Annotated in this window: 15 protein-coding genes; all 15 read right to left on the bottom strand. The window is 61.5% G+C overall.

All coding sequences use genetic code 11. The features are described from left to right. Positions 1–3: 3 nt before the first annotated feature. Positions 4–1,254, bottom strand: a complete 1,251-nt coding sequence (carA, locus tag HGA39_00170; protein NTW27772.1) for a glutamine-hydrolyzing carbamoyl-phosphate synthase small subunit — start codon at positions 1,252–1,254, stop codon at positions 4–6. A 24-nt stretch (positions 1,255–1,278) separates the two neighbouring features. Further along, positions 1,279–2,568, bottom strand: a complete 1,290-nt coding sequence (locus HGA39_00165; protein ID NTW27771.1) for a dihydroorotase — start codon at positions 2,566–2,568, stop codon at positions 1,279–1,281. After that, positions 2,552–3,487, bottom strand: coding sequence for an aspartate carbamoyltransferase catalytic subunit (locus HGA39_00160; protein ID NTW27770.1), 936 nt, complete (start codon positions 3,485–3,487; stop codon positions 2,552–2,554). The genes HGA39_00165 and HGA39_00160 overlap by 17 nt, the downstream gene beginning before the upstream one ends. A 2-nt stretch (positions 3,488–3,489) precedes the next feature. Continuing rightward, a complete protein-coding gene (gene pyrR, locus HGA39_00155; GenBank protein NTW27769.1) occupies positions 3,490–4,047 on the bottom strand; it encodes a bifunctional pyr operon transcriptional regulator/uracil phosphoribosyltransferase PyrR in 558 nt (185 codons plus the stop codon). A 186-nt stretch (positions 4,048–4,233) separates the two neighbouring features. Further along, positions 4,234–5,211 carry an RluA family pseudouridine synthase gene (locus HGA39_00150; GenBank protein ID NTW27768.1) on the bottom strand — a complete coding sequence of 326 codons (978 nt, stop codon included), beginning with the start codon at positions 5,209–5,211 and terminating at the stop codon, positions 4,234–4,236. A gap of 47 nt (positions 5,212–5,258) precedes the next feature. Then, positions 5,259–5,768, bottom strand: coding sequence for a signal peptidase II (gene lspA / locus HGA39_00145; protein NTW27767.1), 510 nt, complete (start codon positions 5,766–5,768; stop codon positions 5,259–5,261). Then, positions 5,741–6,106: a TraR/DksA family transcriptional regulator gene (locus HGA39_00140; protein ID NTW27766.1), complete on the bottom strand. Its 366-nt coding sequence runs from the start codon at positions 6,104–6,106 to the stop codon at positions 5,741–5,743. Before HGA39_00140 ends, lspA begins: the two co-directional genes overlap by 28 nt. Before the next feature lie 104 nt (positions 6,107–6,210). Continuing rightward, positions 6,211–8,997: an isoleucine--tRNA ligase gene (ileS, locus tag HGA39_00135; GenBank protein ID NTW27765.1), complete on the bottom strand. Its 2,787-nt coding sequence runs from the start codon at positions 8,995–8,997 to the stop codon at positions 6,211–6,213. 433 nt (positions 8,998–9,430) lie between these two features. Further along, positions 9,431–9,706, bottom strand: a complete 276-nt coding sequence (locus HGA39_00130) for a DUF167 domain-containing protein (GenBank protein NTW27764.1) — start codon at positions 9,704–9,706, stop codon at positions 9,431–9,433. 3 nt (positions 9,707–9,709) lie between these two features. Then, positions 9,710–10,549 carry a DivIVA domain-containing protein gene (locus HGA39_00125; protein NTW27763.1) on the bottom strand — a complete coding sequence of 280 codons (840 nt, stop codon included), beginning with the start codon at positions 10,547–10,549 and terminating at the stop codon, positions 9,710–9,712. Positions 10,550–10,603: 54 nt separating this feature from the next. Beyond that, positions 10,604–10,798: a YggT family protein gene (locus HGA39_00120; GenBank protein NTW27762.1), complete on the bottom strand. Its 195-nt coding sequence runs from the start codon at positions 10,796–10,798 to the stop codon at positions 10,604–10,606. A gap of 71 nt (positions 10,799–10,869) precedes the next feature. Next, complete coding sequence (gene proC / locus HGA39_00115) at positions 10,870–11,688, bottom strand: pyrroline-5-carboxylate reductase (protein NTW27761.1); 819 nt, start codon at positions 11,686–11,688, stop codon at positions 10,870–10,872. Positions 11,689–11,705: 17 nt separating this feature from the next. Next, positions 11,706–12,269: a cell division protein SepF gene (locus HGA39_00110; protein ID NTW27760.1), complete on the bottom strand. Its 564-nt coding sequence runs from the start codon at positions 12,267–12,269 to the stop codon at positions 11,706–11,708. A 23-nt stretch (positions 12,270–12,292) separates the two neighbouring features. Then, on the bottom strand, positions 12,293–12,970 hold the full coding sequence (locus HGA39_00105; GenBank protein NTW27759.1) for a YggS family pyridoxal phosphate-dependent enzyme: 678 nt from the start codon (positions 12,968–12,970) through the stop codon (positions 12,293–12,295). 2 nt (positions 12,971–12,972) lie between these two features. Further along, on the bottom strand, positions 12,973–13,650 hold the full coding sequence (gene phoU, locus HGA39_00100) for a phosphate signaling complex protein PhoU (GenBank protein NTW27758.1): 678 nt from the start codon (positions 13,648–13,650) through the stop codon (positions 12,973–12,975). Positions 13,651–13,676: the final 26 nt, after the last annotated feature.

Raw genomic sequence — 13,676 nt, 5'->3', positions numbered from 1 at the left:
TCCTTAGCGAATTCCGGTGGTGGTTTCAGACGACAAACCGTTCTCATCCATGAGGCGCGTGAACGTGTCGAACAGATAGCGAGCGTCGTGCGGGCCCGGGGCGGACTCGGGGTGGTACTGGACCGAAAACGCCGGCAGGTCGAGCAGCCTGATGCCCTCGACGGTCATGTCATTCAGGTTCACGTGCGTCAGCTGCACGCGACCGAACTGCGCCGAGCGCACGACCGGCGCCACGCCGGCCGCAACCCACGCGGCCAGATCGGCTGGGTCGAGCGCAAGGCCGCCGCTCTCCTCGGCCACGAGTGGGCCGATGCTTGCGAAATCCACGCAGAAGCCGTGGTTCTGGGCGGTGATCTCCACCTGGCCGGTCAGCAGGTTCTTGACCGGCTGGTTGCCTCCACGGTGCCCGTACTTGAGCTTGAATGTCTCGGCGCCCACCGCGAGTGAGAGCATCTGATGCCCGAGGCAGATCCCAAACACCGGCACACGACCGAGCAGTTCGCGCAGCGTCGCGTACAGGTAGTCAACCGCCGCCGGATCGCCCGGGCCGTTCGAGAAGAACAGGCCGTCCGGCCGCATGGCGAGCACATCCGCCGCGGTCGTCGTCGGCGGAACCACCGTGATGTCGCAGCCGGCCTCGGCGAGACGGCGCAAGATGTTGTACTTGATGCCGGAATCAAACGCCACGATCGAATAGCGCGGCACAACGGGCAGCACGCCGGTATCGATGGGCACTTCGCAGCCGCCAGGCATCTCGTCGCCCCAGTGATACGTTTCGCCCAGAGCGACTTCGGCCACCAGATCGCGGCCGACCAGCCCCGGCGAAGCCTTCGCCTTGGCGACCAGCGAATCGGCATCAAGGTCGAGCGTCGAGATCACAGCGCGCATTGCGCCACGCTCGCGCAGATGTTTCGTAAGGCGCCGCGTGTCGATGCCCTCAATGGCAACAACGCCGCGCTCCTCGAGGAACGCCGGCAGGGCCTGTTCGCTTCTCCAGCTCGACGGTTCGGCACACATGTCGCGAACGACGAACCCCTTCGCGAACACACCACGCGACTCCATGTCGGCGCCGTTTACGCCGTAGTTGCCGATGTGCGGCATCGTCATGGTGACGATCTGTCCCGCATAGGACGGATCGCTCAGGACTTCCTGATAGCCGGCCATTGACGTGTTGAAGCACACCTCGCCGGCCGCCTCACCCTGTGCGCCGCACGCAAGGCCTTCGAAGACCGTTCCGTCCTCAAGCGCCAGAATCGCTTTCTTGCGATCGGTCACTTGTCAGACCACCTTTCCGTCCTCAAGCGAGAAGTATCCCTGAATGAGCACTCCAGTCGCCTTGCCTGTCAGTTTCGCACCCAGAAACGCCGAGTTGCCCGACTTGCTCTCGAAGAACTCGGGAGTCACCTCGACGCTTGCCTCAGGGTCGATGATCGTAATATCGGCGACCTCTCCCGGCGCAAGCGTGGCCTCCGGCAACCCAAGCGCTTTGCGAGGCCCGTGAGCCATCAACCGCACGACGTCGCTCCAGCTTAAGAACCCCGGCGCCACCAAGTTCGTGATCACCAGCGGCAGCGCGGTCTCAAGCCCGGTGGTCCCAAATGGCGCCAACTCGAACTCGAGCGCCTTCTCATGCGCAGCATGCGGAGCATGATCGGTCGCGATACAGTCAACGGTGCCGTCAAGCAGCCCGGCGACGAGCGCCTCACGATCGGCGGCCGTGCGCAGCGGCGGGTTCATCTTCAGGTTTGTGTCATAGTTCGCCGAGATCGCGTCCTCATCGAGGAAGAGATGGTGCGGAGTCACTTCGCAGGTCACCGCCACGCCGCGCATCTTGGCCTGCCGCACCAGCTCGACACTGCCTGCGGTCGAGAGGTGTGCGAGGTGAAGGCGGCAGCCGGTGAGCTCGCACAGCCGAATGTCGCGCGCGACCTGAGTCTCCTCGGCGGCTGCTGGCCAGCCGGGAAGACCGAGCCGCGTCGACACGACACCTTCGTTGACGACGCCGCGACCGGCCAGCGCCTCATCCTCGCAGTGGCTGATCACCGTCGTGCCGAAGGCCTTCGCGTAGTCCATGATGCGCCGCATCATCCCACTGTTCTGCACACCACGCCCGTCATCGGAGAACGCGACCGCACCCTCGGCGAGCATGTCGCCGATCTCGGCGATCGACTCACCTTTGCTGCCGACAGTCAGCGCTCCGATCGGATAGACTCGCGCGAACCTATGATCGGCAGGACGCTGCTTCAAGGCGCGCACCGCAGCACCTTCATCGCATACCGGCGACGTGTTGGGCATCGCGCACACCGCCACAAATCCACCGTGCGCCGCGGCCCGGGTGCCGCTCAGAATCGTCTCCTCGTCCTCGCGTCCGGGTTCGCGCAGATGCGTATGCGCGTCCACGAGTCCCGGAACGACGACTTTGCCTGCGCAGTCGACCGTGATCCCCTTCGGGATCGTGAGGTCGCTGCCTATCTCGACAATGAGGCCGTCGCGAATCACGATGTCACACACGGCATCGAGTCCCACGGCCGGGTCGACCACACGCCCGCCCTTAAGCAGAAGCGCCACTTGCATCCCCTCCCAAGAGCAGGTACATCGCAGCCATACGGACAGCCACACCGGCGTTGACCTGATCGAGCACCAGCGCGCGCGGGCTATCGGCCACGGCCGCGGAGATTTCCACGCCGCGATTCATCGGACCCGGGTGCATCACGATCGCCTCCGGCTTCATCGCCGAGAGCCTCGCCGAGTTCATGCCCCACAGCCGCGCATACTCGCGCACGCTCGGGAACGGCATCCCCTCGGTGCGCTCCATCTGGACGCGCAGCATGTAGGCCACATCAAGCTCGCCGAGAACGTCGTCGAGCTGCGTGACAACCTCGGCACCGAGCACGTCTGGCCGAGACGGCATCAGTGTCGGCGGGCCCACGACGATCGGCCGCGCACCCACCATCTTGAGCGCGGGAACCAGCGAGCCGGCAACCCGAGAGTGCGCGATGTCGCCGACGATGCCGACGGTCAACCCCTCAAGATGCCCAAAGTGCTCGCGCATCGTGAACAGGTCGAGCAGCGCCTGCGTCGGATGCTGGTGCATGCCGTCTCCGCCATTGATTACACGGGTGTCCATGTGCTCCGCAAGAATGCGCGGTGCACCGGCGTACTTGTGGCGCACGATCACCAGGTCGCACGCCATGGCCGAGAGCGTCTCAGCGGTGTCAGCCAGGGACTCGCCTTTCACGGTGGCGGAAGACGATGCCGCGAAGTTGATGCCGTCGGCTGAGAGGCGCTTGGCTGCGATTTCAAAGGAAGTCCGGGTGCGCGTACTCGGCTCGAGGAATAGGTTCACGATGGTCAGGCCGCGCAACGTCGGCAACTTCTTGATGCGCCTCTCGCTGACTTCCTTGAACGACCGTGCGGTGTCCAGGATGAGGTAGATGTCATCGACCGACAGGTCTTCAATGTCGATGATGTGGCGTGAAGAAAGCACCGCTACACCTCTCCATCTTCGACAGCCTCAAGGATCTCGACGGCATCATGGCCATCGATCTCGCAGAGACGCACCTTCACACGCTCCTTGCGCGATGAGGGAACGTTCTTGCCCACATAGTCCGCCCGAATCGGAAGTTCCCTGTGACCACGGTCCACAAGAACCGCTAGCTGCATCGCATCCGGCCGACCGTAGTCCATGATCGCATCCATCGCCGAGCGGATCGTGCGGCCCGTGAAGAGCACGTCGTCCACAAGCACGATGGTGCGTCCCTCGACATCGAACGGGATATCCGTGCGGTGGACCTCAGGAGAAAGTCTCATCGCGAGATCGTCCCGGTAGAAGCTGATATCGAGCGTGCCGACGGGTACCTCGGCGCCTTCGATCTCTCGAACCTTCGCCGCAAGTCGCTCGGCGAGAAGCGCGCCGCGGGTGACTATGCCGACGAACGCCACGTGCGCAGCACCCTTGTTGGCCTCGAGGATCTCATGCGCGATGCGGGTCGTGGCTCTGGATATCGCTTCGGAATCCATCACGATCGCCTTCGTGCGGTACTCCACCGGTGCACCCCCTCGAATACGAAAACACCTCTCCGCCGGCGGCGAAGAGGCACGTCATCAAGTGGATACAGCTAGCAAGCATCCGCATTATGAGTCTGCGTCCCCTTGCCGGCCTCACGGGACCGGGTTAAAGGTCGGGATCAGAGTAGCGCAACACCTCCCTGCCGACAAGACCGCGGCGCTTGATCACCAGGTTGCATCGTCAGAGTCAGGGCCTTTGGCAAGCAGCTGAAGCACTTCTTCACCTGCCGGTGTCCTACCGGCGGAATAGGATTCTATTGACTTGAGGCGGCTGGCAAGGTCTTCGGGTAACGGGTCAAAGAACTCGAGCTCCTCGCCGGTTATCGGATGCGGCAGAGCCAGCCTGTAGGCGTGCAGGAACTGCCTCTCAAGCCCCAGGTCGGCCCTCAGGCGCCTCTGACCGTAGACCTGATCCCCTACGCACGGATGCTTAATGTAGGCCATGTGCACACGGATCTGGTGTGTCCGCCCCGTGTAGAGTTTGCACTCCAGCAGGGTGAAACCGTCATCCGCAAAACCCGCGTCGAATCGCTCGAGCACCTTGAAGGTCGTGACTGACTGCTTCGCATTGGCAGCACTGGAGACTGCCATCTTCATGCGCTCCCTGGGATCGCGACCCAGCGGAGCATCAACAAGCCCCGTGTCTGGCGCGATCCGCCCGTGTACGAGCGTCAGATAACGGCGATCGACCGCCCGGATCTTGATGGCCTCTTGGAGAAGGACTTGTGCCTCATCGGACTTCGCCACGAGCATGAGTCCCGAGGTGTCCTTGTCGAGCCGATGCACAATCCCCGGGCGATCCTCGCCCTGAATGCTGCCCAGATCGTCGGAGTGTGCCAAGAGTGCGTGAACGAGCGTTCCGGTCCAATGCCCCTCCGCGGGATGGACGACCAGCCCGGCTGGCTTCAGAAGCACGATCATGTGCGCGTCTTCGTAGCGGATATCGAGAGGGATGTCCTCGGCGATGAGATTGCCACGGTCATACGGCGGCACTTCGATCTCGATGCGCTCGCCCGCGCGAACTGAGTGGTGCTTCGCAACCGCGGTGCCGCCCACAAGCACCAGTCCGTCCTCGATCAGCCTTCCGGCCGCCGAGCGTGAAGTGATGAAGTCAAACCCGCCAAGCAGAGTATCGAGCCGCATCCCGGTTTCATCGGGTGTGACAAGGTGCTCGTAGTATTCCGAGGGCGTCACGAACCGCCATCCGCATTCTCAGGCTGCGGGCCGAACAGAATCCAAATCATGAGCAACCCTACTCCCACGACTAGGGCCATATCGGCGACGTTGAAGACCGGGAAGTCGATGAGTTTGAAGTAGAAGAAGTCCGTTACCTGACCAATGAAGGCGCGATCTATCAGGTTTCCCGCCGCTCCGCTTGCAACCAACGCCAGGGCGACGACGATCGGCCACTCGCTGGGACGCGCGCGATACCAGTACACCCCGATGGCGATGAGGAACACCACGGACATAAGCATGAACAAGGGCTGCTGCCCTGGGAACATCCCGAAGGCGGCTCCCACGTTGCGCACGTAGGTCAGATCGAATACGTCGGGAATAATGACGATCGATTTTCCTGAAGACAACGTGGCGCGCACAACGGCCTTTGCCGCTTGATCAACGGCGAGGATGGAGAGTGCTGTGACTATGAAGACCCGGCCCGGATGGCCGAGTCCTAACGGGATTCTTCGATTTCTTTGCATTGAACACACAATTTCGCAGTGGGCACGGCTCTAAGCCGTGCAACGGGTATCTCGGCGCCACAACGAGAGCATGTCCGATAGGTTCCCGCATTCAGGCGATCGAGGGCAACCCGGACCTCGGCAAGTTCATCGCGTTCGTTCTGCTCAAGAGACAGATCAAGCTCGCGCTCGAAAGTCGCGCTTCCTTGATCGGCCATGTGGTCGCGGTAGGAGTTCTCCCCGCTTGCTTCGGACAGAGACTCCCTCTCGGAAGCGTCAATCTCCGCCACAGCGGCAGTGAGGCGAGACAGCTCATCTTCCAGACGGATACGCATCTCAGTATCGATCGTGTCGCTCATGGCCGCCTCCTTCTCGTAAGCACGCGCCCGGCGCAGTTGTGCCGGGCGCGTCAGTTGACCGGTTTGATTGTACCACCCTAGACAAACGGGATTTGCACGCTTGATCAGCCAATCTCCCGCAGTACCTCTGCACAACGTTCGCATACGCCCGGATGATCGCCCTCTACACCCAAGTCCCTTAGATTCCAACACCGCGGGCATTTTTCGCCTTCAGCCGGCGCCACGCTCACGTTCAGCTCATCGCCACGCTTCAAGACCACGTCTGCGACGATCATGATCTCTGCAAGCGACCGAATCCCGCGGCCTTCGAGCACCTTGAGCACATGTCCGGGAGCCTCGATCACAATCCTCGCTTCTTGGCTCTTGCCGATAACGCGATCGTTTCTGGCGGTTTCCATCGCCTTCGTGGCAAGTTCGCGCACTGAGAGAACGACCTCGTAGGCCTTGCGCAAAGCATCCGCCTCATCAGCGGGAACTTCGACGACTGGCCACTCGGTGAGCTGAACGCTCTCGGCGTCCCGCATACCCTCCGGCAGGTAGCTCCAGACTTCCTCGCACGTGAACGACAGCACCGGTGCAAGCAGCCGCACCATAACACCCAGAATCCTCGCGAGCACCGTCTGGGCACTGCGACGAGATGGGCTCGCGGGGGCGTCGGCATAGAGCCGGTCCTTCAGCACGTCGAGATAGACCGATGACAGCTCCGTCACGTAGTCATACAGCGCGCGATAGACCGCATGGAAACGCCACTCGTCGTAGGCCGCAGTCACCCGCTCCGTCAGGTCACTCAGTTGCGCGAGAGCGAACCGATCGATCTCGGGCATCTCATGCCAGCCGACAAGGTCCGCCGTGGCGTCAAAGTCATAGAGGTTGGAGAGCAGGAATCGGAATGTGTTGCGGATGCGTCGATAGGCTTCGCTTGTCCGATCGAGGATCTCATCCGACACCGATACGTCCTGGCCATAGTCCGCCGAGGCAACCCACAGGCGGACGATGTCGGCGCCCGACTTCGCGATGATGTCGAGCGGAGAGATCGTGTTGCCAATGGACTTGGACATCTTGCGTCCGTCGCCGTCGACAATGAACCCGTGCGTCAGAACCTTCTCAAACGGTGCCTTGTCGTATGCTCCGACGCTTGTCAGAAGCGAGCTCTGGAACCAGCCCCTGTGCTGGTCAGAGCCCTCGAGATACATCGTCGCCGGTCGGCGAAGTGACGGCCGCGTCTCAAGAACGCTCGTGTGAGAGACGCCGGACTCGAACCACACATCGAGGATATCGGTCTCGCGTTTCAGATCCGTGCCGCCGCAACGAGCGCATGCCGTCCCTGACGGCAGATACTCGGCGGGCGCCTTTGTGAACCACGCATCGGCACCTTCGGTCGTAAATAGTCCCTCGACCGCCGAGAACGTCTCAGGCGTGGCGACAGTCTCGCCGCATTGCGCACACTCGAACACCGGGATTGGCACTCCCCAAGCCCGCTGGCGGCTGATGCACCAGTCAGGACGGTCGGCGATCATCGAAGACAGGCGGTTGATCGCCCACCCCGGAATCCACTCGACCTGGTTGATCTCGCGCAGTGCCGCCTCGCGCAGGTGTGTCGCATCCATCGATACGAACCATTGGTCGGTTGCGCGGAAGATCACCGGCTTCTTGCAGCGCCAGCAGTGCGGGTAGCTGTGACTGATCCTGCCCGCCGCCACAAGCTTGCCGCGCTCTCTGAGCCACTCGATGATCACGGGATTGGCAGCATCCACGGACATGCCAGCAAACGGGCCGCCACCTTCGTCGAACACACCGTTGTCGTCGACCGGCATGGGCATCGGCAGACCGAACTTCATACCCACCAGATAGTCGTCCTCGCCATGGCCCGGCGCGGTGTGAACGGCGCCGGTTCCGGCGGTGAGTTCCACATGCTCGCCGGTGATGATGACCCCACTCGCACTCTCGTGCACAGGAAGGGAGTAGCGCAGCCCCGCGAGGTCGCGCCCTTTGACCCGCACGGGCTCGCCATCAGAACCGGTGACCAGTGCGCGGTCCTCCCACCCGGCGACCTCGGCGACGGCAGGCACGAGGGCCTCGGCCATGATCAGCACTTCCCCTTCGACCAGCACACCCACGTAGTCGGCGTCGTCGGCAAGGGTCACGGCAACGTTCGCCGGCAGCGTCCACGGGGTAGTCGTCCAGATGAGAACACTCGCAGGGGTCTCGGCAAGGGCGAGTGCGGACGCGTCGTCGATGAGCCTGAACTTCACGTAGATACTGTCGCTCTGCTCGTCCGAGTACTCGATCTCGGCTTCAGCCAAAGCCGTGTGGCAGCGCTTGCACCAGTGGATGGGCTTGCGGCCCTTGTAGATCATTCCGGCTTCATACATCTTCGCGAAGACCTTGACGTCGCCCGCCTCATAGCTGTGATGAAGCGTCAGATAGGGCTCGTCCCAGTCGCCGCGGACTCCCAAGCGCTTGAACTCTTCACGCTGCACGTCAACAAACTTAAGAGCGTACTCGCGGCACATCAGTCGAAGTTCCGACTGAGATGTCTCTTTCATCTTCTGGGGGCCGAGGTTCTTCTCGACCTGATGCTCGATTGGCTGGCCATGACAGTCCCACCCTGGGACGTAGGGGGCATAGAACCCACGCATGGACTTGTACTTCACGATGAGGTCCTTGAGCACTTTGTTGTACGCGGTGCCCATATGAATGTGACCATTCGCGTATGGCGGGCCGTCATGCAGAACAAAGGGTGCTTTGCCCTCGCTCTTCTTGAGCGATTCCCTATACACGTCGATCCGATCCCAGAACGCGAGCCATTCGGGTTCGCGCGTTGAAAGACTTGCCCGCATCGGAAACCCTGTCTGCGGCAGATTCATCGTCTGTTTGAAATCCTGTGCCACGACGCACCCTCTCTTTTCGGCCCTCATTGCGCGGGCAAACAAAAAACGCGCTCGTCCCATGACCGCCGGGACGAAGCGCGTGTTCGTTCTCGCTCCGCGATACCACCCAGCTTGCGTGGAGTCTTCCAAAGACCCGCGCGCCACTCGGTTGCCCTGTAACGGGAGCCCCCGTCGAAGCCTACTTGCCTAATCCGACGATCCAAAAGGCGTTCGGTTCAAAGCTGCTGGGGTGATCTTCGAACTCCATGCCACCCGCGGGCTTTCACTGTCCCCGCTCGCTGAAAGGGCGCTCTTGGTGCCTACTCTTCCCCGTCATCGCCTGTTGCACGCGCAAAAACACTGCGCCTGTGCGTTGGATTATGGCTCACGCTGTCCCGGCAGGTCAAACAATGCTGGTGCACCGACGCGCCACCTCGACGCGCTGACGAGATCCCTAGAACAAAGACTCATCCGGTTCGCCGAACGCGGCACGGATCTCGGACTCGTTCACAGACACCTCAAGCTGTTTGTGCCGAGACCCCTCGCCGCGGCGTACTCGGACATCGCTGTTCGGCACACCCAGAGCTTCCGCGATCACTTTGCAGACGGCTGCGTTCGCCTTTCCGGCCTCCGGCGGAGCACACACGCGAACCGAAAGCTCGTGCCCGCGCCAGCCGACAACTTCGTTGCGCCCTGACTTCGGCGTCACATGAACCGCAAGTACACTCAAGAGCTAGTCGATCTCCTCGATATCTATGTCATCCTCGCGCTCACCCAATGAGGCAAGTCCCGGGATCTCGAATTCATCCGGATCATCAAGCTCGATCTGGCCGAAGAGCAGATCCGGTTCCTCCGCCTCGCCGAGAACTACGCTCTCTGTGTGAGAAACGCGGGCGGTTTTCGCCTGGGCCGGAACCTTGACAACCGCAGGCGTGGAGACCGTTTCGGCAGGCTCAACAGCGGGTGTCTCCTCCGCGGCTGTCTCACGTGACGCAACGGCAATCGGTTCCTCATGCTCAACAACCGTCGCAGCGGGACTCACCGGAGCGTAGGACCGAGTGTCACCCGTCACCCCACGTGCGGCCTCGCCCGCATCGGCCTGCTCCAAGAGAAGACTTACGTCGTCTCTTGGTTTTGCCTTATCGAGTCCCTTGATCTCCCTGTCGAGGAGACTCCTATAGTCGCTCCTGAAATCGGCTTCGGCCTGCCTGAGTCGAGCGAGGGCATTGATTGTGTCCTGTCGCTGCCTGAGCGCATCATGCACGATCTCCTGCGCTTTGCTCTCGGCGTCACGTCGAAGCGCATCGGCCTCCAGATGGGCTTTGGCGATGACCTCTTCCGACGAACGTTGCGCCGTCACGAGGGTATGGTTGATTGTTGACTCCATCAACTGGTAGCTGCGCAGTCTCTCTGACGCCGCCTCCAGACGCTCATTCAGCTCGATGTTCTCTTTGAACAACCGCTCGAAGTCATCGGCTACTTCATCGAGGAACTTATCCACCTCTTCCTCGCTGTACCCGCGCAACGAGTGCCGGAACTCCTTGTGATGGATATCGAGCGGAGTGAGTTTCATGGGTTTCGTTTCCTCTCCAAAAGACGGGCAATCCCCCGAGCCATTCCCGCTATGCTACAAACCGCCCTGCAGAAGCATGAGTACACCGTCGACGATCAGCTGCAACACAAAGTATGCGACTATCGGCGAGATGTCGACTGCGCCGATCAGCGGGATGATTCTGCGAAACAATCCCAGATACGGCTCGACCAATGTCCCGATCACACGATACACGTCATACAGCACGCCGCGCATCGGAAACCAAGACATCAGAACATATATCACTATCAAGAGTCCGTAAAACTGGCCGAACCCTCTGACCACGCTCACCAGAATCGCGCTCACGCACCCAACTCCTTGGCGCGCTCGACCGCTGCGGCAACCGCGTCGGCGAACGCCGAGCGAACGCCGTATGCCTCAAGTGCATCCACTGCAGCCGCCGTGGTGCCACCGGGGCTCGAAACGGCATCGATCAGGGCCGCGGGGTGCGTTCCGCTTTCGCTGATCCACTTGGCCGTTCCGAGCATGGTCTGTACGGCCAGAGCCTGCGCGGTCTCGCGCTGCAAACCCCAACGAACGCCCGCGCGCGCCAGCGCATCGACCACGAGCGCGAAGTACGCCGGTCCCGAACCCGAAATCGCCGTGGCGATATCCTGATAGCGCTCATCAAGAACGATTGCTTCGCCGACAAGTGCGAACAACGCACGCACGAGATCGACCTGCGCAGCAGTGGCCGAACCACCTCCACTGACGACCGACATCGCCTCGCCAACCATGGCGGGGGTATTCGGCATGACTCGAACGACCGCCGCACCTGGTTGCAGCACTGACTCAAGCGAGGCGCAGGTGACCCCCGCCGCAATCGAGACAACAAGAGATTTCGAAAGAGCTTCAGAGAGCTCCGCGACCACCGCATCAATGACCTGCGGCTTGACCGCAAGGATCACGATGTCGGCCGGGAGCCCGTCGGCGCCATGCGCGACACAACGAACTCCATAAGCCGCAGTGAGTTCTTCTCGGCGCCTTGACGTGGGCTCGCAAATCGTCACCCTGGCTGCATCAACGGCTCCCGAGCCGAGCAACCCGCGCACGATCGCCTCGCCCATGCGGCCGCCGCCAACGACGGCGAGAGTGCCCTCGTACCTGAAGCCGTCTCTCATGTGTCTTTCCTTCGCAGTCACTCTCGGGGAAACAGTCCCGTGTCTCGCAACCGGCGCCTATCGGCATCGGAAACGTCCACGTTGTGCGGCGTCAGCATGAACACCTTGTCCGAGATCTTCTGAAGTCCACCGTCGAGGCCGTAGGTGAGGCCGGATGCAAAATCCAGCAACCGCTTCGCCAGGTCGCTCTGGGTGGCCGAGAGGTTCAAGATGACCGGAGTCCCGCGTTTGAACTTGTCTGCAATCGACTGGGCCTCCGTGAAGCTCTTGGGCTCGGCGATATGCATCTTCATGTTCGAAGAAACCGGGGTCACAGACGCGGCGCCGGTTGGCACGCTCTTGAGTTGGGACGCGCTGCTCCGGGCACGATCGAGATCCGGACCACGATCCAGTCTCTTGACTGCGCCCTGCCCTGCACCCGAGCCATACGGCGACTGATATGCTCCCCGCCGCGGCGACGAATCGTATTCGTCGCGGGTCTCGACGGCTTCGCTCTCGTAGCCTTCGTCTTCGTCGTCATAGTACTCGTCCCAATCGTCTTCCAGACCGAGACGCACCTTCATTTTCTGCCAAAGGCCCACAGTAGTCTCCCTTGACTCCGCGCCTACCTCCCGAAGATTGCCCCGCCGACGCGAACAATAGTCGCGCCCTCTTCGACGGCCACACGGAAATCGTTGCTCATACCCATCGAAAGCTCGTCTAACTTTACACCATTTAGCGGCATAGCTCGCAGTGAGTCTCGCAGTTCACGCAGCTCACGAAAGAACGGGCGCGCGTCTTCTTCCCGCCCCAATGGAGCCATGGTCATCAGCCCGCGTGCCTCAAGACCGCGAAGATGCGATACCTCTATCAGCGCCTCATGAACGTCTTCCGGAGCGAATCCGTGCTTGGACTGCTCGCCCGACACGTTCACCTGGAGGAGAACCTGCTGGACTGTCCCGGCCTGCTCCGCCTTGTGGGCTATTTCGTGCAGTAAATGAAGGGAATCCACCGAGTGGATCAGGCACGCCCGTCCCACGACGTCTTTGACTTTGTTGGTCTGCAACGTGCCGATGAAGTGCCACCGCGCGTCAGGGAAGAGCCCGTACTTGCCGAGCAGTTCCTGTACCCGATTCTCGCCGAAGTCGGATATACCCGCCAGTAACGCTTGGCGAACGACCTCGACGCCGACGGTCTTGGTGACCGCTACGATTGTGACCTCATCGGCGTTCCTGCCGACGGCATCCGCGGCATCCGCTACCAGACGACGTACGGCCGCGTACCGCTCGGCGATTACCGACATGTCTACTCCGCGGTCAAGTTGCCGGCGGTTTCCGCCGAATGCCCATCGCGATAGCCTGTGACAAGGTAGGCAACGCGTTCACCGATATCGACCGCATTGTCGGCAATGCGCTCAAGATAGCGGCTCGCGAGCACCATCTGAGAGGCCCACTCGATGTCTTCTTCGCTCTTGACGCGAGCCAACTCGCGGAAGAACTGTTTGTAGAGGTGATCGATGGGCTCGTCGAGCTCAGGAAGCTTTCTGGCCAACTCGATGTCCTTGGCCTCCAGCGCCTCTCGAGTGGCATCTAAGACCCGATAGACCAAGTTGCCCTGTGCCTGAATCAGATCGTAGAGCGTCTGCGGTCCACGGCGCCCGGCGGTGCGTTTGGCTGCCTTCGCGATGTTCGCCGCAAGGTCGGCCATGCGCTCGAGACGTATCGCCATGTACGCAAGCGATTGAAGAAGCCGAAGATCGCGGGCAACCGGAGACTGCGTGGCAATCGTCTCGATCACACGTTCCTCGATACCGAGGCAGCGCTCCCGCAAGGCATCGTCTCCGGCAATCACCTTCTGAGCCAGGTCAACGTCGCCCGAAATGAGCGCGGTCACTCCATCGCGCGCCAACCCGGTCGCCGACTCCAGAATGGCTACGACGTCGGCATGGATCGATTTCAGTTCTTGCCTGAATTGTTCGCGCATGTTGTCTCCCTAGTGCAAGTTTGAAC

This window comes from Coriobacteriia bacterium (assembly GCA_013336165.1).
In the GTDB taxonomy this organism is placed as follows: Bacteria; Actinomycetota; Coriobacteriia; order Anaerosomatales; family JAAXUF01; genus JAAXUF01.
This window is presented reverse-complemented; position numbering and strand designations above follow the sequence as displayed.

What these genes read in the sequence shown, in the direction of transcription:
- HGA39_00150 (NTW27768.1), bottom strand. Translation starts at nt 5,211, where the DNA reads ATGCGGCTCGATACTCTGCTTGGCGGGTTTGACTTCATCACTTCACGC.
- lspA (NTW27767.1), bottom strand. Translation starts at nt 5,768, where the DNA reads ATGCAAAGAAATCGAAGAATCCCGTTAGGACTCGGCCATCCGGGCCGG.
- HGA39_00140 (NTW27766.1), bottom strand. Translation starts at nt 6,106, where the DNA reads ATGAGCGACACGATCGATACTGAGATGCGTATCCGTCTGGAAGATGAG.
- HGA39_00125 (NTW27763.1), bottom strand. Translation starts at nt 10,549, where the DNA reads ATGAAACTCACTCCGCTCGATATCCATCACAAGGAGTTCCGGCACTCG.
- HGA39_00120 (NTW27762.1), bottom strand. Translation starts at nt 10,798, where the DNA reads ATGTCTTGGTTTCCGATGCGCGGCGTGCTGTATGACGTGTATCGTGTG.
- proC (NTW27761.1), bottom strand. Translation starts at nt 11,688, where the DNA reads ATGAGAGACGGCTTCAGGTACGAGGGCACTCTCGCCGTCGTTGGCGGC.
- HGA39_00105 (NTW27759.1), bottom strand. Translation starts at nt 12,970, where the DNA reads ATGTCGGTAATCGCCGAGCGGTACGCGGCCGTACGTCGTCTGGTAGCG.
- phoU (NTW27758.1), bottom strand. Translation starts at nt 13,650, where the DNA reads ATGCGCGAACAATTCAGGCAAGAACTGAAATCGATCCATGCCGACGTC.